Genomic DNA, 21648 nt, shown 5'->3' on the forward strand with positions numbered 1-21648 from the left:
ATCGAATCGGAATCCTTCCCCCCCTTTCGGGCTGAGCGGTTGCGGCCTGCCTAATCCGCCGGGCGCAGCATCGACCAGAACAGCGGCCCGCCCTTGGGCACGCGCCATTCGGCGGTCACCTCGAACCCCAGAGCGCGATAGAACCCCAGGTTCCGCTCGGTCGCGGTCTCGAGATAGGCGGGCCAGCGCCCTGCCCCGCGCTCGAGCCCGCCGCGCACCGCGGCGCCGCCCAGCCCGCGCCCCTGCGCCACGGGGTCACAGCCGGCGATATGCAGATACCAATAATCGCCCTTGGGGTGATGCGCCTCCATCGCCTCGGACACGCGCAGCGCCCGCACCACCCCGCCGCCGAGCGCGTGGAGCAGCGCCGGGGCACGGCGCACGATCTCCCACAAAGGCACGTCGGCCTCGCCCGGCGCGCGCCACAGCGTTGCCGCCTCGCCGCCCGGGGTCACGAGCCGCATCCCCCCGGCGTCGCCCTCGAACAACAGGCGGAACAGGCGCGGCAGCCGCTTCGCGCGGTCGACCGGATCGGGGAGGATATAGGAAGTCGCCGGATCGTCGGCGAAAGCACGCGCCAGCATTGCCGCGATCGCATCGCGATCGGCGTGGCCGGCGACGCGCAGCGTCACGGCACCACCGTGACGAACAGATAGACCGCGAAGATCACCAGATGCACCACCCCGCCGAGGATCGTCGTCCGCCCGGTGCCGAGCGACAAGGTGATCGAGAATAATGAAAGCACCAGCAGCGTCAGCCCCTTGGCCCCGATCCCGAGCGCCAGCGGAAGCCCGAGCACCAGCGACACGACCGCGACGCTGGGGATCGTCAGCCCGATCGAGGCGAGTGCGGAGCCGAGCGCGAGGTTGAGGCTGGTCTGCAGCCGGTTGCGCCGCGCCGCGCGCCACGCGGCAAGGCTTTCGGGCGCGAGCACCACCCCGGCGATCACCACGCCGACCACCGCGAGCGGCAGCCCGGCGCCGAGCACCGCCTTCTCGACCGTCGCCGCCAGCCCCTTGGCGAGCAGCACCACTCCGACCAGCGCGACCAACAGCACCCCGAAGGCGGCCCAGGCGGTGCGCGTGGCGGGGGGATCGGCATGCTCCTCCTCCGCGCCGCCCTCGGGGAGGAAATAGCTGCGGTGGCGCACCGTCTGGACGAGAACGAAAGTACCGTAGAGGATCAGCGAGACGATCGCGACGAACACCAATTGCGACGGAGCATAGGCCGGCCCCGGCGCGCTTTCGACGAAATTGGGCAGAACGAGCGTCAGCACCGACATCGCGACGAGCACGTTGAGCGACGCGGAGACCCCGCGTAGCGTGAAGCGCTGCTCGCGAAACCGCACCCCGCCGCTCAACAGGCAGAGCCCGACGATGCCGTTGACGATGATCATGATCGCCGCGAACACGGTATCGCGCGCCAGCGTCGAGGCATCGCCCGCGTCGGACAGCATCAGGCTGACGATCAGCGACACCTCGATCACCGTCACCGCCACCGCGAGGACCAGCGTGCCGAACGGCTCGCCAACCTTATGGGCCACCACCTCGGCATGATGCACCGCGGCGAGCACGCTGCCGATCAGGATCACCGCCGCGGCGATCGTCCCCAGCGTGCCGAGCTTGGCGAGATTGACGAGCACCGCGACGACGCCGAGCACCGGAAACGCCAACGTCCACCACGGCAGGCCGATGCCCCTGTCGGCCGGCGAGGTCTCCGGCGGCGTGGTGCTGTCGTCGGCGGTCATCGTTCCTCCCGGTTGATTCAGTGGAGGAAAATGCACGAACTGCGCGTTGCTTTCCATTGTTTTGGTGGTGGCGGGGCACGCTGCCACTCGCACTCCCGTCACCCCGGCCTTGAGCCGGGGTCCATCGGGGGGCGAGCTCCGGCGGCATGAGGGAGCGGCAACCGTGCGTCTACATCCTCGCGAGCGGCTTTTACAGCACGCTCTACGTGGGGGTGACGTCGACCCTCGTCGGCCGCGTGATGCAGCATCGCGAAGTCAGGTTCGGCGGCTTCACCACCGAATATGCGGTGACGCGCGTCGCCTGGTACGCGACCGCGGACACGATCGACGATGCGATCGCGCCGGAAAAGCGCATCACACGCTGGCGACGCGACTGGAAGATCGAGCTGATCGAGCGTGACAATCCGCGGTGGGATGATCTGGCGACCGGGCTGGGCTTGCCGCCGGTGCGCGAAAGCCGCTGACCACAGGGCCTGCGGCACGATGGACCCCGGCTCAAGGCCGGGGTGACGGAGTGGTTTGGGGCACCCTTAGCCCCCAAAAACAAAACGGGCGCCGCTTTCGCGACGCCCGCTTCGTTATCCGACGCCGGAAAGATCAGGCCGCGTCGCCGGCCTTCTTCTTCTCGGCATAGACGCGGATCGGTTCCTTGCGGCCGTCGACCACGTCCTTGTCGATCATCACCTCGTCGACGCCCTCCATTCCGGGCAGGTCGAACATCGTGTCGAGCAGAATGCCTTCGAGGATCGAGCGCAGCCCGCGCGCGCCGGTCTTGCGCTCGATCGCCTTCTTGGCGACTGACACCAGAGCGTCGTCAGTGAAGCTCAGCTTCACTTCCTCCATCTCGAACAGCTTCTGATATTGCTTGACCAGCGCGTTCTTCGGCTCGGTCAGGATCTTGACCAGCGCCGCCACGTCGAGGTCCTCGAGCGTCGCGACCACCGGCAGACGGCCGACGAATTCGGGGATCAGCCCGAACTTGAGCAGATCCTCCGGCTCGGTTTGGCGCAGCATCTCGCCGGTGCGCTTCTCCTCGGGCGCGGCGACATAGGCGCCGAAGCCGATCGACTTGCCCTGCAGGCGATCGCCGATGATCTTCTCCAGCCCCGAGAAAGCGCCGCCGCAGATGAACAGAATGTTGGTCGTGTCGACCTGGAGGAATTCCTGCTGCGGATGCTTGCGCCCGCCCTGCGGCGGGACCGAGGCGGTGGTGCCCTCCATCAGCTTGAGCAACGCCTGCTGGACGCCCTCGCCCGACACGTCGCGGGTAATCGAGGGATTCTCCGCCTTGCGGCTGATTTTGTCGATCTCGTCGATATAGACGATCCCGCGCTGCGCGCGCTCGACGTTGTAATCCGACGCCTGGAGCAGCTTGAGGATGATGTTCTCGACATCCTCGCCGACATAGCCCGCCTCGGTCAGCGTCGTCGCATCGGCCATCGTGAACGGCACGTCGAGGATGCGCGCCAGCGTCTGCGCGAGCAAGGTCTTGCCGCAGCCGGTCGGCCCGACGAGCAGGATGTTCGATTTGGCGAGCTCGACGTCGGCACCCTTCGCGCCGTGGTTCAGCCGCTTATAGTGATTGTGCACCGCGACCGAGAGCACGCGCTTGGCCTGCTTCTGCCCGATGACATAATCGTCGAGCACGTCGCAGATTTCCTGCGGCGTGGGGACGCCACCGTCCTTCTTGGCGACGAGCGCGGACTTCGTTTCCTCGCGGATGATGTCGTTGCACAGCTCGACGCACTCGTCGCAGATGAAGACCGTCGGGCCGGCGATGAGCTTGCGAACCTCGTGCTGCGACTTGCCGCAGAACGAGCAGTAGAGCGTGCTCTTGGAGTCGCCGCCGGAGAGCTTCGTCATTCAATCAATCCTTTCGCGCTCCCCACCGGGGGAGCGACTTTCGGGCCGGATATGGTAACCCGGCCCGTCACAAAACGGCAATGCCTGAATCTCGGCCGCAATCCCGGCCTGATACTCAGGCGGCTGCCGCAACCTCGTCCGCCGGCGCCGGGCGCTTGTCGAACACCTCGTCGATCAGCCCGAATTCCTTGGCTTCGTCGGCCGACATGAACTTGTCGCGATCCATCGCGCGCTCGATTTCCTCCAGCGGCTTGCCGGTGTACTTCGCATAAAGCGTGTTAAGAAAATGCCGCATGCGCAGGATTTCACGCGCCTGGATCTCGATATCCGCGGCCATGCCCTGCGCCCCGCCCGACGGCTGGTGGATCATGATCCGCGCATTGGTAAGCGCGACGCGCATCCCCGGCTCGCCCGCCGCCAGCAGGAACGACCCCATCGACGCCGCCTGACCGATGCACACCGTCCCGACGCGCGGGCGGATATATTGCATCGTGTCGTGGATCGCCATGCCCGCCGTGACGACCCCGCCCGGCGAGTTGATGTACATGAAGATGTCCTTCTTCGGATTTTCCGATTCGAGGAACAGCAGCTGGGCGGTGATCAGGCTGGCCATGCCATCCTCGACCCCGCCGGTGACGAAAACGATTCGCTCGCGGAGCAGCCGCGAGAAGATGTCGAACGAGCGCTCGCCGCGATTCGACTGTTCGATCACGATCGGGACGAGCCCCGCCTGCGTCGGCTGGAGGCCGATTCCCGCGCTGGCCAGCTTGCCCGCGAAATCGCCATTGTCGAACGGATTGTGCATGGAAGACTCTCTTATGCCTTGTGGACCGCCAACATCGGCGCTCCGCGAAGCTTGTTCAAGCCCCGCGCTGCGGCGCCCGGAATGCGAGATAGGCAAGCCGTCGCATCTCGCGGCGGCCGCGCACCACCGTATCGAGGATGAGCCCGGCGAAACCATTGAGCGCGGCCAGAATTGTTAGCCCCGTCACGAGGATCGCGGTCGGGAAGCGCGGCACCAGCCCGGTCTGCATATAGGTCACCGCGAGCGGCGCGGCGAGAATCAGCGCCACCACCAGCAGCAATGCGCCGATCGCGCCGAAGAACCACAAGGGCCGCTCGATGCGATAGAGCGTGATGATCGTGTTGAGGATTCGCCAGCCGTCGCGATAGGTCGACAGCTTGGAGGTCGATCCCTCGGGCCGTGCAAAATACGGCGTCTCGATCTCGGCGACCGGCATCTTGAGCTCGAGCGCGTGGACGCTGATCTCGGTCTCGATCTCGAACCCTGCCGACAGCACCGGGAAGCTTTTGACGAAGCGTCGCGAGAAGACGCGGTAACCCGATAGTATGTCGGTGAAACTGCGCCCGAACAGGCGAGTCAGCATGCCGGTGAGCAAGGCATTGCCGAAGCGATGGCCGCGGCGATAGGCCTCGGTCGCCTCCCCCACCCGGCTGCCGACGACCATATCGAGCTGCTCGTCGAGCATCCGCGCGACCAGCGCCGGGGCGGAGGCGGCGTCATAGGTGGCGTCGCCGTCGGCCATCACATAGATATCGGCGTCGACATCGGCGAACATCCGCCGCACCACCGCGCCCTTGCCCTGGATCCGCTCCGACCGGACGATCGCCCCGGCGGCGCGCGCCACCTCGATCGTGCGGTCGCGCGAATTATTGTCATAGACGTAGATCGTCGCCTCGGGCAGCGCCGCGCGGAAGCTCTCGATCGTCTGCACGATCGCGGCTTCCTCGTTATAGCAGGGCAACAGGACGGCGATCGTGGGGGTCATTTCGCTCCAATAACAGGATCGCGTGGGGCTTCGACTCTTTTGTGGACTGTCCGCAACCGCTGGCTGCAAACGCACCTGATGCGGCAATGCCGTATTTCTCTTGCTTATATACGGCAATGCCGTATAAGAAAACATGCACACGGTCATCGAGACTAGGGCGTTCATAGCCGCGGCAAAGGATGCTGGCCTGGACGATGACGAACGGACAGCAATCGTTGTGATGATCGCGGAAGACCCGGGAGCAGGAGAAATCATGCCGGGCTGCGGCGGCGCACGTAAGCTGAGGGTCGCAAGGCCGGGCCAAGGCAAATCGGGTGGTTATCGTGTCGTCACTTATTTCGGCGGTGACACGATCCCGGTCTTCCTGCTGACCGTATTTGGCAAGAACGAAAAAGCGAACCTCACCAAGGCAGAACGGAACGCGCTTGCAGGATTAACCAAGACACTCGCTGCCAGTCTCTCCGCTGAGCAGCCTTACGATCGACCGAAGGACCCACGATGAAAAGCGCATTCGACAAGATCGCAGCCGGGCTGGAAGACGCCATTGCCTATGCAAAAGGTGATGACAGCCGGGGCCGTGTTGCCACCGTGGACGTCAAAGCCGTGCGCGAGGCGACCGCGCTGACGCAGGCCGCGTTCGCCAGGACCTATCATTTCCCGATCGGCACGTTGCGTGATTGGGAACAGGGCCGGCGAAACCCCGACGCCGGATCGGCCATGCTGCTGAAAATGATCCAGGTCGATCCGAAGGGCGTCGAACGAATCATCGCCAAGGTCGCCTGACGCGAAACGGGCGGGGTCGTCCTGCGACGCCCCGCCCGTTCCTTATCCAAATCTGCCGTGCGGCGATCAGGCCTTGTCGGCAGCCTTCTTGGCCGGGGCCTTCTTGGCAGGCTTCGGCGCAGCCTCGGCGTCGTCGGCCTTGGCGGCGGCAGCCTTCTTGGCCGGCGCCTTCTTGGCGGCGGGCTTGGCTTCTTCCTCGGCAGCGGCCGGGGCTTCGTCAGCCTTTGCCGCGGCCTTCTTGGCCGGCGCCTTCTTCGCCGCCGGCTTTTCGGCGGCGTCGTCGCCTGCATCGGCCTTCTTCGCGGCGGCCTTCTTGCGCGGCTTGTGGTTGTCGTGATCGTGGCTGTGCGTGCCGGTCGCGAAACCGTCGTCGCTCTCGATCGCGGCTTCCAGCTCCTCGCGGGTCGCTTCGCGATCGGTGATCTCGGCCTTGTCGAACAGGAAGTCGACGACCTTGTCCTCGTAGAGCGGCGCGCGGAGCTGCGCGGCGGCCATCGGCTCCTGCTGGACGTATTGGATGAAGCGCTGCTGATCCTCGCCGCGATACTGCTGCGCAGCCTGCGCGATCAGGCGGTTCATTTCCTGCTGCGTTACCTCGACGCCGTTGGCCTGGCCGATCTCCGAGAGGAGCAGCCCGAGCCGCACGCGACGCTCGGCGATCTTGCGATAATCCTCGCGGTCGTTCTCCAGCTCTTCCATCGCGGCCTTGGGATCGGCCTCATGGGTCGCTTCATGCTCGAGCTGGTGCCAGATCTGGCTGAATTCGGCCTCGACCATCGACGGCGGCACTTCGAAATCGTGGCCCGCAGCGAGCTGATCGAGCAGCTTGCGCTTCATATAGGTGCGGGTGAGACCGTTATGCTCCTGCTCGATCTGCCCCTTGAGCAGCCCACGGAGCTGCTCGAGGCTCTCGAGCCCGAGGTTCTTGGCCAGTTCCTCGTCGATCTGGCTCTCGGCGGCGGTCTTCACCGACTTGACGATGAGGTCGAAGGTCGCGTCCTTGCCGGCCAATTCCTTCGCCGGATAATCCTCCGGGAAGGTGACCTTGATCTGACGCTCGTCGCCGGTCTTCACGCCGACGACCTGATCCTCGAAGCCCGGGATCAGCCGGCCCGCGCCGAGCTCGATCGCCATATCGGTGCCGGTGCCGCCCTCGAACGCCACACCGTCCATCGTCTTACCGACGAAATCGACGGTCACCTGATCGCCCATCTTCGCCTTGTAGGTCGGCTTGGCGTCTTCCCAGCGCTTCATCTGGTCGGCGAACTTCTTGAGCTGCTCGTCGACCGCCTCGTCGGCGACCGGCACGGTCAGCCGCTCGAGCTTGAGCCCGTCGATCGCCGGGGTCGGCACCTGCGGCAGCACTTCGAGCGCGACCTTGATCTCGGCGTCCTTGCCCGGCTCATAGCCGTCGTTGAGCTCGACCGAGGGCTGCATCGCGGGGCGCAGCTGCTTCTCGGCGATCAGCGACTGCACGCCTTCCTGGATCGAGGTGTTGAGCGCATCCTGCAGCAGCGCCGGGCCGTGCATCTTGCGCACCAGATTCGCCGGCACCTTGCCGGGGCGGAAGCCGGGCATGCGCATCTGCGGCGCGACCCGCTTCAGCTCGGCATCGACCTTCTTCTCGATGTCCTTGGCGGTGATGGTCAGCGTGTAGGCGCGCTTCAGCCCTTCGTTCAACGTCTCGACAGTCTGCATCGTCAGCCTTCGTCTAGAAAATCGGATGAGGTGGTGCCGCCCCGCGAAACGCGCGGGGGACTGGTGCGGGCGAAGGGACTCGAACCCCCACATCTTGCGATACCGGAACCTAAATCCGGCGCGTCTACCAGTTCCGCCACGCCCGCATGGGACACCGCCGAAGTGCGCGCCTCTATACCGCCGGGGTCGCTTCGGCAAGCCGCACGCGGAAACCGCATCGCCGCCGCCGCGTTCCCCACGTGAGAGGAGCCGTCATGGCCGTGTCATCACCACCCCCGCCGCCGTCCGAACCGCCGGGCATCCCGCCGCCGGACCAGCCCGCGCCGCCTGCCCCGCCGCCGCCGGAAATCGATCCGGTGGGGCCGGACGTCGACGTGCCCGATCCCGGTTCACCCGGCGACGATCCCGCCCCGGTGAATCCTGTTTCTGCTGCTTGAAAACGCCTTCCCGGATCAAAGGGAATGGCGCGAGTGACGGGGCTCGAACCCGCGACCTCCGGCGTGACAGGCCGGCGCTCTAACCAACTGAGCTACACCCGCTTGGAAAGCGTGAGGCGCGCCAACTAGGCGGGTGACCCGGGGCTGTCAACAGGGGTTGTTGAACCTTTTTCATCGCGACGCCTGCCGCGGCGTTCCTGGCGGATCAGCGTGCCGTGTTCGAACAGGAAGCCGGCGATGTCCGGCTTGCCCGCCGCGCCCACCACCGTCTGGATGATGACGAGCAGCGGCACCGCAAGAAGTGCGCCCGGCGTCCCCCAGATCCAGCCCCAGAAGCTGATCGAGATGAGAATCATCACCGGGCTGATTGTCAGCCGGTGCCCGACGATCAGCGGGGTCAGCACATTCGCCTCGATCAGATGGCAGGCATACATCACCCCCGGCGCGGCGAGCGCGGTCCACACGTCGCCGAAGGTCATCAGCGCGCCGATCGCGATCAGCAGCGCGGCGATCACCGGCCCGAAATAGGGGATGTAATTGAGCATCGCGACGATCCCGCCCCACATCAGCGGAGACGGCATACCCAGCAGGTGCAACAGCCCCGCAACCACCAGCCCGAGCATGATGTTGATCACGGTGATCGTGCCCAGATAGGAGGAGACGTGATCGACCACGTCCTGGATCACCCGCGCGGTCGCCATCGCCCCGCCGAAGCTGTTCCGGCTGGTGATCACCCGTTCGCGCAGCCGCCGCCAGCCGGAGAGGAAGAAGAAGATCACCAGCACCGCGTAGAACAACTGGATGATCGCCGCCGGCGCCGAGCTCGCGACCAGCTCGAGAATCGAATTGGGCGGCGCGACCGCCGCGGCCGCCGGGGTCGGACGGATCGGGGTCGAGGCGATCTGATGCAGGGTGCGGTTCGCGTATTTTTCGAGGCTCGAATAAAGATCGAGCAGCGGCGCGAGATTTTCCTGGATCCGCCCGATTCGCTTGGGCAATTGGCGGAAGAAGTCGATCGCCGGAAAGACGATCGCCGCTACCACCACATTCGCCGCGACGAGGAACAGCAAGACGCAGATCAGCGCTGACAGCGCCGAGGGGATGCGGCGCCGTTCGAGCCATTCGAGCATCGGGATCAGCGCGATGCCGACGACCAGCGCGATCGTCGTCGGCAGGAAGAATTCCGCCCCTGCCTTGAGCGCGAACGGCGTGCCGATCACCACGCCGATGCCGACGAGCAGGGTCAAAGCGGCGAGCAGCCGATCGCGGCGCAACGCGATCCGCGCATCCTCGATCCCGTCGGCGGTCAGCGGCAGGCCAAAGGCACCCTCCGCCGGCGGCGCGGGCGGAGCATCGTCGGGCGGCGTGGGGAACCGATTGGCCATGGCCTGACCCTAGGACGGATCGATATTCAGCGGAAACACGATTTTTCCCGCCTCCCCTTCGTCACCCCGGCCTTGCGCCGGGGTCCATCGGGAGGCAGGCGGGAGGCAAGAGGTTCCTGCCAATGCGCGTGAGGCACGATGGATCCCGGCGCAAGGCCGGGATGACGGTGGATCTGGAGAACCAAACCACCCGAATTGCCGCCCATCGAGAACCTCGCTAGCCTCATCTCATGAGCGAAACGATCCTGGTTATCGACGAGGGCACCACCTCCACCCGCGCGATGCTGCTGACGCTTGACGGCCGCTGCCTCGCCACCGAACAGACCGAGCTGACTCAGCATTATCCCCGCCCCGGCTGGGTCGAGCATGATGCCGACGAGATCTGGCGCAAGACGTTGAGCGTCGCGGGGGCGATGGTCGCGCAGGCCGGCGGGCCTTCGCGAGTCGCGGCGATCGGCATCACCAACCAGCGCGAAACGATCGTCTTCTGGGATCGCGAGACCGGCAAGCCGCTCGCCCCGGCGATCGTGTGGCAGGATCGCCGCACCGCCGAAGACTGCCGCGCGCTGCGCGATGCCGGGCACGAGCCGATGGTGCAGGCGCGCACCGGGCTGTTGCTCGATCCCTATTTCTCCGGCTCGAAGATCGGCTGGGCGATGCGCGAATGGCCGCAGCTGCGCGAGGCGGGCGACCGGCTGGCGATCGGGACGATCGAATCGTGGCTGGTGTGGAAGCTCACCGGCGGGGTGCATGTCACCGACGCGAGCAACGCCAGCCGCACCGCGTTGATGGCGCTCGACGGCGGATGGGACGACGAATTGATCGCGCTGTTCGGCGTGCCGCGCGCCGCTTTGCCTGAGATCGTCGATTGTGCCCGCGAGGTCGGGCGCACCACCTTGTTCGGTGATTCGATCCCGATCACCGGCATGGCCGGCGACCAGCAGGCCGCGACCGCCGGGCAGTCATGCCTGACGCCGGGGGATACCAAGGCGACCTTCGGCACCGGCGCCTTCGTGCTCACCCAGGCGGGCACCACCCCGCCGCGGTCGGACAACAGGCTGCTCGCCACCGTCGCGTGGCAGATCGGCGGCGAGCGGCATTTTGCGCTGGAGGGGTCGGTGTTCGTCGCCGGCAGCCTGATCAAATGGCTGCGCGATTCGCTCGGGCTGATCGCCGATGCGCGCGAGACCGACGCGCTGGCGCGATCGGTGGCGGACAATGCCGGGGTCTATCTCGTCCCCGCGCTCTCCGGGCTCGGCGCGCCGTGGTGGGAACCCGATGCGCGGGCGGCGATCAGCGGGCTTTCCTTCGCCGCGGGCAAGCCGCATGTCATCCGCGCCGCGCTGGAGGCGATGGCGCATCAGGCGCACGACCTCAAACGTGCCTTCGCCGCCGACGGGCAGGACTGGACAGCGCTACGGATCGACGGCGGGATGGTCGCCAACGACTGGATGGCGCAGGACCTCGCCGACATGCTCCATGTCACAGTCGAACGCCCGCATTTCGCCGAGACGACCGCGCTGGGCGCGGGGATGCTCGCGGCGGTGGGGCGCGGGTTGTTCGCCGACCTCCACGAAGCACGCGCGATGCGCGGCGAGCGCGAGACGTTTACGCCCGCAATCGACGAAGCGGTGCGCGAGCGGCGGCTCGCGGGCTGGGAGGAAGCGGTGCGGAAGGTCGTGGGGGGTTAGGAGCTACCCGCTTCTCCCCTCCCTTGCACAAGGGAGGGGTCGGGGGTGGGTTGGCCTGCGAGGAAGCGGATCGGTGCCCCACATACCCACCCACCCCGAGCCCCTCCCTTCACCAGGGAGGGGAGTCGACCTTCACGCCGCCGCCCGGTCCTCGAACAGCATCCTCAGATCGCGCTTCAATATCTTCCCGTTGGCGTTGCGCGGGAGCGTCTCGGGCGAGAAGCGGATCGCCACCGGCACCTTGAACGCCGCCAGCCGCTCGCGCACCCACGCCTGCAATTCCGCCTCGGTCGCGCTCGAACCCGGCGCGAGATGGACCACCGCCGCCGGTTCCTCGCCCAAGGTGCGATGCGGGATGCCGATCACCGCGCAATCGGTCACCGCCGGGTGGGCGTAGAGCGCATTCTCCACCTCGCTCGAATAGATATTCTCGCCGCCGCGGATCACCATGTCCTTGGCGCGATCGACGATGAAGCAGAACCCCTCCGCATCCAGCCGCGCGAGATCGCCGGTGCGCACCCAGCCGTCGATGAAGGTCGCCGCGGTCGCCTCGGGCTTGTTCCAATAGCCCTTTACGATCATCGGCCCGCGCGCCCAGAGCTCGCCGACCTCGCCCACCGGCAGTTCCCGCGCCCCGTCCGCGTCCATGATCTTGAGATCGGCGACCGCGACCGGCGGCCCACAGCTTTCGGGGCGTTCGAGATAATCCTCCGCGCCGTGGGTGGTGACGGTCGCGGTGGTTTCGGTCATCCCCCAGCCGTTGCCGGGCAAGGCCTTGAGATCGGTCGCGATCTTGCGCACCAGTTCGGGCGCCGAGGGCGCCCCGCCGTAACCGATCATCTCGAGGCTGGAGAGATCGAAACGGTGCCGCTCGGGGTGTTCGAGCAATTGCCACGCGATCGTCGGCACCCCGCCGGTCGAATTGACCCGCTCGCGCTCGATGATCTCCATCGCGCGCAACGCCTCGAACTTGCGCATGTAGATCGTCGTATTGCCCGCCGCCATCGCCCCCATCAGCCCGGCCGAGAGCGCGGTGGCGTGGAACAAAGGGATCACCGTCAGCGCCACCTTGCGCGTCGGCTCGGGCAAGGCGTCGCCGCGCCGCAACACCATCCGCGCCATCGCGAAGCCGGTGGAGAGGATATTGGTCATGAAATTGCGATGCGTGCCGAGCGCGCCCTTGGGATTGCCCGTGGTGCCGCTGGTGTAGAGGATCGTCGCATCGTCCTCGGGCACCAGATCGACCGCCGGCAACGCACGATCGGGCAGCGAGGCCCAGTCGTGCGGGGTGCCGATCACATCCTCCAGCCGCTCCGCGCCGTCGAGCATCGCCGCCGCGCGGCTGACCAGCACGCGGTCGAGCGCCGGCAGCGTTTTGCGATGCGGCGCAATTCGCGCCCAGCGCTCGTCATCGCTGATCAGCACCTTCGCCCCCGAATCGCTGAGGCCGTAAGCGAGTTCGTCGCCGGTCCACCACGCGTTGAGCGGCACCGCGATCGCCCCGATCGAGGTGATCGCGAAGAAAGCGACGACCCATTCGGGCAGGTTGCGCATCGTGATCGCGACGCGATCGCCCTTGGCGACGCCGCGCGCGCGCAAATCGGTGGCGAGCGCCGCGATCGCGCGGAACTGCGCCTCGTAGGAGACCCGCTCATCCTCGTAGATCGTCGCCAGCGCCTCGCCGTGGGTGCGCGAGAAATTGACCAGCGCGGCCATATGCGGCGGGGCGTTCTTCCATACCCGCGTCGGCACCCCGCGAATCGCCACCGTTTCCATTTCGAACCGTGCGCCCGGCGCGGTGAGGATCGCGGTCACCTCGTCCAACGTCATCGCTGGCCACGCGCGGGCCGTCGGCTGATTATCCACGGCGAATCTCTCCAACTCGAAAAATGGGTTTGTCAGCGCAGAGGTTAGGATTGATTTTCTTATCACTCAAGCGATAGGGCGTGGAGAAGATTTGAAGCGGGGGTATGGAGCGGACATGAAGATCGCCAAGCCGGAAAAGCATGGGCTCGACTCAAGCAGGCTGGGCGCGATCGATCGATTGCTCAAGGAGCGTTACCTCGATCCGGGGCACTTCCCGCACGCGCAATTGCTGATCGCGCGCGACGGCGAGGTGGTGCATTTCTCGTCGCAGGGCGCGGCGCGCGAGGGCAAGAAGAAGGCGATCGACGAAAGCGCGCTGTTCCGCATCGCCTCGATGACCAAGCCGATCACCTCGCTGGCGTTCATGATCCTGGTCGAGGAGGCCAAGGTCGCGCTCGACACCCCGGTCCACCACGTCCTCCCCGAGCTCAAGGGCGTCGGGGTCTATGACGGCGGTGGCGCGGGGGTTCCGTTCGTGACCAAGCCGTGCGCCGAGCCGATGCGGATGGTCGATCTGCTGCGCCACACCGCGGGCTTCACCTATTCGTTCCAGAACCGATCGAACATCGACGCCGCGCACCGCGCGCTCAAGCTGGAGAATTGGCACGGCGATTACGATCTCGACAGCTTCATCGCCGCTCTTGGCAAGCTGCCGCTCGAATTCTCCCCCGGCACGCGCTGGAATTATTCGGTGGCGACCGACGTGCTCGGGCTGGTTGTCCAGCGCGTATCGGGGATGAAGCTCGAACGCTTCTTCGCCGAGCGCATCTTCGCCCCGCTGGGGATGAACGACACCTTCTTCACCGTCCCCACCGACAAGCTCGACCGGTTGGTCGATTGCTATACCGTCATCGAGGGCAAGGGCCGCCAGATGTTCGATCGCGCGAGCGAGAGCATGTGGGCGACGCCGTTCAAATTCGTCTCGGGCGGCGGCGGACTGGTGTCCAGCGCGCATGACTATAACCGTTTCTGTCAGATGTGCCTGGGCGGCGGCGAGCTCGACGGCGCGCGCATCGTCGGTCGCAAGACGATCGAGCTGATGACGATGAACCATCTGCCCGGCAATGCGGACCTTTCGAGCATGTCGACCTCGCTGTTCAGCGAGACGCAGAATGCCGGCACCGGCTTCGGGCTCGGCTTTGCGGTGACGATCGACGTCGCGCGCTCGATGATGCCGGGGTCGGTCGGCGAATATTATTGGGGCGGGATGTTCTCGACCGCCTTTTTCATCGATCCCGTCGAGCGGCTGTCGATGGTATTCATGACCCAGCTATCGCCGTCGATGCTCTATCCGATCCGCCGCGAGCTGAAGACGATGATCTATTCCGCGCTGACCTGAGCGCCGGCGCGCTTCCTGTCCGATCAATTGGAGACCTGAAATCATGACCTCCCCTGTCCGCACCGAACGCCACGGCGACGTCCTCGTCATCATCTCCGATTCGCCGCCGGTCAACGCGCTCGGCGCGGCGGTGCGCGACGGGCTCGAAGCCGGGGTGAAGGAAGGCATCGCCGATGCATCGATTACCGCGATGGTGCTGCGCTGCGACGGCCGCACCTTCTTCGCCGGCGCCGACATCACCGAATTCGGCAAGCCGCCCAAGGGTGCCTCGCTGCATGAGGTGATCGACATGATCGACGCCTCGCCCAAGCCGGTGGTCGCCGCGATCCACGGCACCGCGCTGGGCGGCGGGTGCGAGACCGCGCTCGCCTGCCATTATCGCGTCGCGGTGCCCTCGGCGGTGATCGGCACGCCCGAGGTGAAGCTCGGCTTGTTGCCCGGCGCCGGCGGGACGCAGCGGCTGCCGCGCCTCATCGGGATGAGGGCCGCGCTGCCGATGCTCGCGATCGGCGATCCGGTGCCGGCGAAGAAGGCCGCCGACCTGGGGCTGATCGACCGCCTGGTCGGCGAGGACAGCCTCGAAGCCGATGCGATCGCCTTTGCGCGCGAAGTCGCCGCCAAGCGCCCGATCCCGCGCATCCGCGACAAGGATGCCAAGGCCGACCCGGAAGCGGTCGCCGAATTCCGCAAGGCCAATGCCAGGAAGTTCCGCGGTTTCGACGCGCCCGAGGCGAACATCCGCTGCGCCGAGGCAGCCACCGAGCTCCCCTTCGACGAGGGGATGGCATTCGAGCGCACCGAATTCATGAAGCTGATGATGGGGGTCCAGTCCGCCGCGCAGCGCCACATCTTCTTCGCCGAGCGTCAGGCGGCCAAGATCGACGACGTGCCCGCCGATACCAAGCTGCGCACCGTCAACCGCGTCGGCGTGATCGGCGCGGGGACGATGGGCGGCGGGATCAGCATGAACTTCCTGTCGGCCGGCATCCCGGTGACGATCGTCGAGATGAATCAGGAAGCGCTCGATCGCGGCACCGGCGTGATGCGCAAGAATTACGAGGCATCCGCCGCCAAGGGCCGGATCAAGCCCGACGCGCCGGAAAAGGCGATGGGGCTGCTCACCCCGACGCTCGATTTCGACGCACTCAAGGACTGCGACCTGATCATCGAGGCGGTCTATGAGAATATGGACGTGAAGAAGGAAATCTTCGCGCGGCTCGACAAGATCGCCAAGCCGGGCGCGATCCTCGCCTCCAACACCTCCTATCTCGACGTCAACGAGATCGCGGCGGCGACCAGCCGGCCGGAGGACGTGCTGGGGATGCACTTCTTCTCGCCCGCCAATGTCATGAAGCTGCTTGAGGTCGTGCGTGGCGACAAGACCGCCAAGGACGTGCTGGCGACGGTGATGGCGCTGGCCAAGAAGATCCGCAAGGTCGCGGTGGTCGCGGGCGTGTGCCACGGCTTCATCGGCAACCGCATGCTCGCCCCGCGCCAGCAGGAAGCGAACAAGCTGCTGATGGAAGGCGCGACCCCGCAGCAGATCGACAAGGTCCACGTCGATTTCGGGATGCCGATGGGGCCGTTCCAGATGTCCGACCTCGCCGGGGTCGATATCGGCTGGCACCGCGACCCCAACCGCATCGAGACGATCCGCGACGCGCTCTGCGCCGAGGGCCGCTGGGGTCAGAAGAAGCAGGCCGGCTTCTACGATTACGACGAAAAGCGGAACCCGACCCCGTCGCCGCGCGTCGCCGAGATCATCGAGGAATTCCGCCAGAAATCGAACCTGCCCAAGCGCGAGATCACCGATGAGGAGATCGTCGCGCGCACGCTCTACACGATGGTCAACGAAGGCGCGCTGATCCTCGAGGAAGGCAAGGCGCAGCGCGCGTCGGATATCGATGTGGTGTGGATCTACGGCTACGGCTGGCCGGTCTATCGCGGCGGCCCGATGTTCTGGGCGCAGACCGAGGGCCTGAAGAAGGTCGTCGCCGCGCTGGAGAAATACGGCTTCAAGGTCGCCGAGAGCCTGAAGGCGGCGGCCGAGAGCGGTGGCCAGTTGAAGTGACCCATCACGCCACCTCCCGCGCCTTAGAAGAAGGCAGGATAATTTGAGCGCCGCCCGGCGGAGGCAGGGGCCCGGTCGCGAACGGCCGGTGGCTGGACCCCGGCCTTCGCCGGGGTGGCAAGCTCTCCTTTCCCTGCCTTTGCCGGAACGGCGATTTCCTGGAGTAACGCAATGACCGAACGCTCCGCCCTTGAAACTGCCGCCGCCGTCCGCGCCGGCGAGACCAGCGCGTTGCTCGAAACCGAGGCGGCGATCGCGCGGATCGAGGCGCGCGACGCCGCGCTCAACGCAGTGGTGGTGCGCGATTTCGATCGCGCCCGCGCCGCCGCCGCCGCGCTCGACCAGCGCATCAAGCACGGCTTCGACGCGCCGCTGCTCGGCGTGCCGATGACGGTGAAGGAAAGCTACGACATCGCCGGGCTCAAGACGACCTGGGGGTTCGAGGCGCAACGCAATTTCACCGCGCAGGACGATGCGGTGCTGGTCAAGCGCCTCAAGGCGGCGGGCGCGATCGTGCTCGGCAAGACCAATGTGCCCGTCGGCCTCGCCGATCTGCAATCGAACAACCCGATCTACGGCCGCACGCTCAATCCGCACGATCACACGCGCTCGGCCGGCGGATCGTCAGGCGGCGCGGCGGTAGCGCTGGCGAGCGGGATGGTGCCGCTGGAGATCGGATCGGACATCGGCGGCTCGATCCGCACCCCTGCCGCGTTCAACGGCGTGTGGGGATTGAAGCCGACCTTCGACCTGCTCTCCTCCACCGGGCATCATTTTCCGGGGAGCGACGGCGCGCGGGTCGCGCTCGGGGTGTGCGGGCCGATGGCGCGCAACGCCGACGATCTGGTCGTCGCGCTCGATGTGCTCGCCGATCATCCGGTCGCCCCGGCAGCACCCCGCGAGGCCGGCGCGTGGCGCATCCTGATCCTCGCCGATCACCCCGAGGCGACGCTTTCAGCCGAGATGCGCGCGGCGCTGCAGGCGGTGGGCGACGCCTTCGCCGATGCCGGGGCGAAGGTCGATCATCGCAGCGATCTGCTCCCCGATCTCGCGCAGCAGCACCGCCATTACATGCACATGCTCAACATCGCGATGACGCGCGGCGCGGCGATGGGCGATCGCCCGGTGCCGACGCTCGCCGAATGGTTCGATCTCGGCGATCATCAGGCGCGCAACATGCGGCAATGGGCCACCTTGTTCGGCGATTATGACGCGGTGATCGCGCCGATGTTCGCCACCACCGCCTTCCCGCACGACGATACCCCGCTGGCGCAGCGCCGGCTGACGATCGACGGCGAGGACACCTCGTTCGGCGCGCAATTCGCCTGGCCCGGGCTCGCCACCTTCCCGATGCTGCCCGCAACCAGCGTGCCGGTCGCGACCGGCAAGGACGGGCTGCCGATCGGGGTGCAGGTCATCACCGACCGCTATCAGGATCATCTCTCGATCGCCGCCGCGCGCGCGGCGCACAATCTCATATGGAGCAAGTGATGAGCGACCTCGAACAATTCCGCGCCGAGACGCGCGCCTGGCTCGAAGCCAATTGCCCGCCGGAGATGCGCGAGCCGGTGCGCACCGAAAAGGACGCCGTGTGGGGCGGCCGCGACCAGAGCGAGATGACCCCGGCGCAGAAATTGTGGATGGACCGGATGGGCGCACGCGGCTGGACGGTGCCCGATTGGCCGAAGGACTATGGCGGCGGCGGCCTCTCGGCGGCCGAGACCAAAATCCTGCGCGAGGAAATGGCCAAGCTGCGTTGCCGCAATCCCTTGTCGTCGTTCGGCATTTCGATGCTCGGGCCGGCGCTGCTCAAATATGGCAACGAGGCGCAGAAGAAGGAGCATCTGCCCAAGATCGCGCGCGGCGAAATCCGCTGGTGCCAGGGCTATTCGGAGCCCAATGCGGGGTCGGACCTCGCCAGCCTCGCCACCAAGGCGGAGGACAAGGGCGATCACTTCCTCGTCAACGGCCAGAAGATATGGACCAGCTATGCCAACAAGGCCGACTGGATCTTCTGCCTTGTCCGCACCGATCCGACCAACAAGCATAACGGCATCAGCTTCGTGCTGTTCGACATGCGGACCCCGGGTGTTTCGACCAAGCCGATCCTGCTGATCTCCGGCTATTCCCCGTTCTGCGAAACCTTCTTCGACAATGTGAAGGTGCCGAAGGAGAATCTGGTCGGCGAGCTCAACAAGGGCTGGGACGTCGCCAAATACCTCCTCGGCCACGAGCGCGAGATGATCTCGGGCATGGGGCTCGGCGGCGGGGGCAAGAATCCGCTGATCGAGGGCGCCAAGAAGACGATCGGGCTCGACGACGACGGGCGGCTCGCCGATCCGCTGCTGCGCGGGCAGATCGCGCTGTTCGAGGTACGCGCCAGGGCGTTCGCGGCACAGTCAGAGCGGTTCATCGACGAATTGAAGGCGGGTCAGGCGCACCCCGCCCAGCCCTCGATGATGAAATATTACGGCACCGAGCTCAACAAGGCGCGCTACGAGCTGATGATGGCCGCGGGCGGATCGGACCAGCTCGAATGGGAAAGCGACGCCACCGAACACGGCCGCGAGGTGCGCGCCTGGCTGCGCACCAAGGCCAATTCGATCGAGGGCGGCACATCCGAGGTGCAGCTCAACATCATCGCCAAGCGCATCCTCAACCTGCCGGGCGCGTGACGCGCGAACCGATCCACGCGATAGACCCGTTCGCTCTCCCCGTCATTCCAGCGGAGGCGGGGATGACGGATGGAGAGACGGGATGACGGAGTAAAAGAAAATGCCGCTTTTCCTGAATGACGAGCAGACGATGCTGCGCGACACGGCGAAGGATTTCGTCGCCGAACACGCCCCCGTCAGCCATATGCGCAAGCTGCGCGACGACAATGACGCGACCGGATTCAGCCGCGATCTGTGGAAGCAATTCGCCGATATGGGCTTCACCGGCATCCTGATCGGCGAGGATCACGGCGGGCTCGGGCTCGGCCATGTCGAGGCCGGGGTGGTGCTGGAGGAGATCGGACGCAACCTCTCCCCCTCCCCGTTCCTCGCCACCGCGGTCGCGGCGGTCGAGGCGCTCAAGGGCACCGACCACGCCCAGCGCTGGTATCCCGGCATCCTCGCCGGCGAGACGGTCGCCGCGCTGGCGATCGACGAGGGCGCCAAGCATCGCACCGCGGTCGGGCTCAAGGCCGAGCGCGCCGGCAACGGCTTCCGCCTCACCGGCAAGAAGCAGTTCGTCACCCACGGGCATGTCGCCGATCTGCTGATCGTCGCCGCGCGCACCGCGGGTTCGCCCGATGACGAGGCGGGCGTCACCTTGTTCGCGGTGCCGAAGGATGCGGCGAAACTCACCGTCACCCCCGAGCGGCTGGCCGATGCGAGCCTTGCCGCGCGGCTCGAATTCGACGGCGTGGACGTCGACGCGGATGCGGTGATCGGCGAGGTCGATGCCGGACGCGGGCCGCTCGGCCGGCTGCTCCGGGCGGGCCGTACCGGCGCGGCGGCGGAGATGCTCGGCGTCGGCGGCGGCGCGATGGACATGACCGTCAATTATCTCAAGGAACGCAAGCAGTTCGGCACGCTGATCGGCAGCTTCCAGGCGCTCCAGCATCGCGCCGCGCATCTCTATAGCGAGATGGAGGTGGCGCGCGCCGCGGTGCTCAAGGCGCAGCAATTGCTCGATGCGGGCGACGACAAGGCCGATGCCGCGGTCTCGGTCGCCAAGGCGATGACCGGCCTCGCGACGATGCTCAGCGTGCAGGAAGGCGTGCAGATGCACGGCGGGATCGGCATGACCGACGAATATGACATCGGCTTCTACATGAAGCGCCAGCGCGTGCTCGCCGAAATGTTCGGCGATGCCAATTTCCACGCCGACCAATTGGCGCGCGCGGCGGGTTATTGATCGCACACGCGACCCGCGACCTTCTATCGTCATGCCGGGCTTGACCCGGCATCCAGAGCCACAAATACCACCGCCTGTTGCCCTGGATGCCGGTTCAAGTCCGGCATGACGGTAAAAGACAAGCCCGAAAAGGAGCCGATCGACGTGTCAGACGCCCCCACCCCCACCCCGGCGGAGCTTGCCGCAGAGCTGGTCGACCTGCTCGACGTGGAGGAAATCGACACCGATCTGTATCGCGGCCGTCGCCAGCGCGACGGGGTCGGCAGGGTGTTCGGCGGGCAGGTGATCGCGCAGGCGCTGCAGGCCGCGCAGCGCTCGACCGATGCGCCCAAGGTCGCGCATTCGCTCCACGCCTATTTCATGCGCCCGGGCGACGAGAATTATCCGATCATCTTCCGCGTCGTGCGCGATTTCGAGGGGCGCAGCTTCGCCACCCGCCGCGTCATCGCGATGCAGCGCGGCGCGCCGATCCTCAACATGGCGGCATCGTTCCAGGTGCCGGAGGGCGGCTTCCACCACCAGGATCAGATGCCCGACGTTCCCGCGCCCGAGGAACTCGAGAGCGAAGCGGCGATCCGCGCGCGAGAGAGCCCGCATGTCGACGAGCGTTACCGCCGCGCGCTGACCCGCCCGCGCCCGATCGAGATCCGCCCGGTCTTCCCGCGCAAATGGTTCAACCCCACCCCGACCGCGCCGATCCAGCATAGCTGGTTCCGCATCGTCGCGCCGGTGGGGGACGATCCGGCGATCCACCGCGCGATCCTGTCCTATGCGTCGGACATGTCGCTGCTCGGCACCTGCATGCTACCGCACGGCGTCAACTGGACGACCCCCGGCTTCCAGAGCGCGAGCCTCGATCATGCGGTGTGGTTGCACGAGGATTTCCGCGCCGACGACTGGCTGCTCTATTCCACCGACAGCCCCTGGGCGGGCCACGCGCGCGGGATGAACCGCGGCCAGATCTTCACCCGCGACGGCCGGCTCGTCGCCAGCGTCGCGCAGGAAGGCCTGATCCGCCTGCGCGAACCGCGGGGGTAGCGCCAAAAAGCCCCTCCCCTTCAGGGGAGGGGTTGGG

19 protein-coding genes and 2 tRNA genes are annotated in these 21648 nt (G+C 66.5%); 11 read left to right on the plus strand and 10 right to left on the minus strand.

The window, feature by feature from the left end; all coding sequences use genetic code 11:
- Positions 1–50 precede the first annotated feature (50 nt).
- Together NED98_RS15765 and NED98_RS15770 are read right to left on the minus strand one after the other, a co-directional pair.
- Positions 51–632, minus strand: a complete 582-nt coding sequence (locus NED98_RS15765) for a GNAT family N-acetyltransferase (protein WP_349293270.1) — start codon at positions 630–632, stop codon at positions 51–53.
- Positions 629–1747, minus strand: a complete 1119-nt coding sequence (locus NED98_RS15770) for a calcium:cation antiporter (protein ID WP_265268902.1) — start codon at positions 1745–1747, stop codon at positions 629–631. Before NED98_RS15770 ends, NED98_RS15765 begins: the two co-directional genes overlap by 4 nt.
- Positions 1748–1893: 146 nt before the next feature.
- Between NED98_RS15770 and NED98_RS15775 the strand changes: the two genes are divergently transcribed.
- The gene (locus tag NED98_RS15775; RefSeq protein WP_265313618.1) at positions 1894–2211 is read left to right on the plus strand and encodes a GIY-YIG nuclease family protein; all 318 of its coding nucleotides are present in this window, start codon (positions 1894–1896) and stop codon (positions 2209–2211) included.
- 133 nt (positions 2212–2344) lie between these two features.
- On the opposite strand, the gene clpX is transcribed toward NED98_RS15775, so the two are convergent.
- The 3 genes from clpX to NED98_RS15790 all read right to left on the minus strand — a co-directional run bounded on the left by clpX (position 2345) and on the right by NED98_RS15790 (position 5400).
- Positions 2345–3610, minus strand: coding sequence for an ATP-dependent Clp protease ATP-binding subunit ClpX (clpX, locus tag NED98_RS15780; protein WP_179512046.1), 1266 nt, complete (start codon positions 3608–3610; stop codon positions 2345–2347).
- 115 nt (positions 3611–3725) lie between these two features.
- A complete protein-coding gene (locus NED98_RS15785; protein ID WP_265268901.1) occupies positions 3726–4415 on the minus strand; it encodes an ATP-dependent Clp protease proteolytic subunit in 690 nt (229 codons plus the stop codon).
- 55 nt (positions 4416–4470) lie between these two features.
- The gene (locus NED98_RS15790) at positions 4471–5400 is read right to left on the minus strand and encodes a glycosyltransferase family 2 protein (RefSeq protein ID WP_265268900.1); all 930 of its coding nucleotides are present in this window, start codon (positions 5398–5400) and stop codon (positions 4471–4473) included.
- A 133-nt stretch (positions 5401–5533) separates the two neighbouring features.
- Here NED98_RS15790 and NED98_RS15795 point away from each other — a divergent pair, with 133 nt between their 5' ends.
- Together NED98_RS15795 and NED98_RS15800 are read left to right on the plus strand one after the other, a co-directional pair.
- Positions 5534–5902, plus strand: a complete 369-nt coding sequence (locus tag NED98_RS15795) for a type II toxin-antitoxin system RelE/ParE family toxin (protein WP_265313619.1) — start codon at positions 5534–5536, stop codon at positions 5900–5902.
- On the plus strand, positions 5899–6183 hold the full coding sequence (locus tag NED98_RS15800; RefSeq protein ID WP_265268898.1) for a helix-turn-helix domain-containing protein: 285 nt from the start codon (positions 5899–5901) through the stop codon (positions 6181–6183). Before NED98_RS15795 ends, NED98_RS15800 begins: the two co-directional genes overlap by 4 nt.
- Positions 6184–6249: 66 nt before the next feature.
- On the opposite strand, the gene tig is transcribed toward NED98_RS15800, so the two are convergent.
- Positions 6250–7881, minus strand: coding sequence for a trigger factor (tig, locus tag NED98_RS15805; RefSeq protein ID WP_265268897.1), 1632 nt, complete (start codon positions 7879–7881; stop codon positions 6250–6252).
- A 61-nt stretch (positions 7882–7942) separates the two neighbouring features.
- Positions 7943–8027: transfer RNA gene (locus tag NED98_RS15810), tRNA-Leu, on the minus strand.
- Between the two features lie 108 nt (positions 8028–8135).
- On the opposite strand from NED98_RS15810, the gene NED98_RS15815 reads away from it, so the two are divergent.
- On the plus strand, positions 8136–8318 hold the full coding sequence (locus NED98_RS15815; RefSeq protein ID WP_179512049.1) for a hypothetical protein: 183 nt from the start codon (positions 8136–8138) through the stop codon (positions 8316–8318).
- A gap of 25 nt (positions 8319–8343) precedes the next feature.
- Here the strand turns inward: NED98_RS15815 and NED98_RS15820 are convergent.
- Together NED98_RS15820 and NED98_RS15825 are read right to left on the minus strand one after the other, a co-directional pair.
- Positions 8344–8420 (minus strand) — tRNA-Asp (locus tag NED98_RS15820).
- Between the two features lie 23 nt (positions 8421–8443).
- Positions 8444–9703: an AI-2E family transporter gene (locus NED98_RS15825; RefSeq protein ID WP_265313620.1), complete on the minus strand. Its 1260-nt coding sequence runs from the start codon at positions 9701–9703 to the stop codon at positions 8444–8446.
- A gap of 230 nt (positions 9704–9933) precedes the next feature.
- On the opposite strand from NED98_RS15825, the gene NED98_RS15830 reads away from it, so the two are divergent.
- Positions 9934–11394 carry an FGGY family carbohydrate kinase gene (locus tag NED98_RS15830; protein ID WP_265313621.1) on the plus strand — a complete coding sequence of 487 codons (1461 nt, stop codon included), beginning with the start codon at positions 9934–9936 and terminating at the stop codon, positions 11392–11394.
- A gap of 132 nt (positions 11395–11526) precedes the next feature.
- On the opposite strand, the gene NED98_RS15835 is transcribed toward NED98_RS15830, so the two are convergent.
- Entirely contained in the window at positions 11527–13224 is a 1698-nt protein-coding gene (locus NED98_RS15835; protein ID WP_265313622.1) for a class I adenylate-forming enzyme family protein, read from the minus strand.
- Positions 13225–13375: 151 nt separating this feature from the next.
- Here NED98_RS15835 and NED98_RS15840 point away from each other — a divergent pair, with 151 nt between their 5' ends.
- From NED98_RS15840 to NED98_RS15865, 6 genes are all read left to right on the plus strand, one after another.
- Positions 13376–14599, plus strand: a complete 1224-nt coding sequence (locus tag NED98_RS15840; protein ID WP_265313623.1) for a serine hydrolase domain-containing protein — start codon at positions 13376–13378, stop codon at positions 14597–14599.
- Positions 14600–14642: 43 nt separating this feature from the next.
- On the plus strand, positions 14643–16670 hold the full coding sequence (locus NED98_RS15845) for a 3-hydroxyacyl-CoA dehydrogenase NAD-binding domain-containing protein (protein ID WP_265268893.1): 2028 nt from the start codon (positions 14643–14645) through the stop codon (positions 16668–16670).
- A gap of 171 nt (positions 16671–16841) precedes the next feature.
- A complete protein-coding gene (locus tag NED98_RS15850) occupies positions 16842–18161 on the plus strand; it encodes an amidase family protein (protein ID WP_265313624.1) in 1320 nt (439 codons plus the stop codon).
- Positions 18161–19345, plus strand: a complete 1185-nt coding sequence (locus NED98_RS15855) for an acyl-CoA dehydrogenase family protein (RefSeq protein WP_265313625.1) — start codon at positions 18161–18163, stop codon at positions 19343–19345. The genes NED98_RS15850 and NED98_RS15855 overlap by 1 nt, the downstream gene beginning before the upstream one ends.
- A 100-nt stretch (positions 19346–19445) precedes the next feature.
- Positions 19446–20573, plus strand: coding sequence for an acyl-CoA dehydrogenase family protein (locus NED98_RS15860; protein WP_265313626.1), 1128 nt, complete (start codon positions 19446–19448; stop codon positions 20571–20573).
- 144 nt (positions 20574–20717) lie between these two features.
- A complete protein-coding gene (locus NED98_RS15865) occupies positions 20718–21611 on the plus strand; it encodes an acyl-CoA thioesterase II (protein WP_265313627.1) in 894 nt (297 codons plus the stop codon).
- Positions 21612–21648: the final 37 nt, after the last annotated feature.

Source organism: Sphingomonas lycopersici, assembly GCF_026130605.1.
GTDB classification, from domain to species: domain Bacteria; phylum Pseudomonadota; class Alphaproteobacteria; order Sphingomonadales; family Sphingomonadaceae; genus Sphingomonas; species Sphingomonas lycopersici.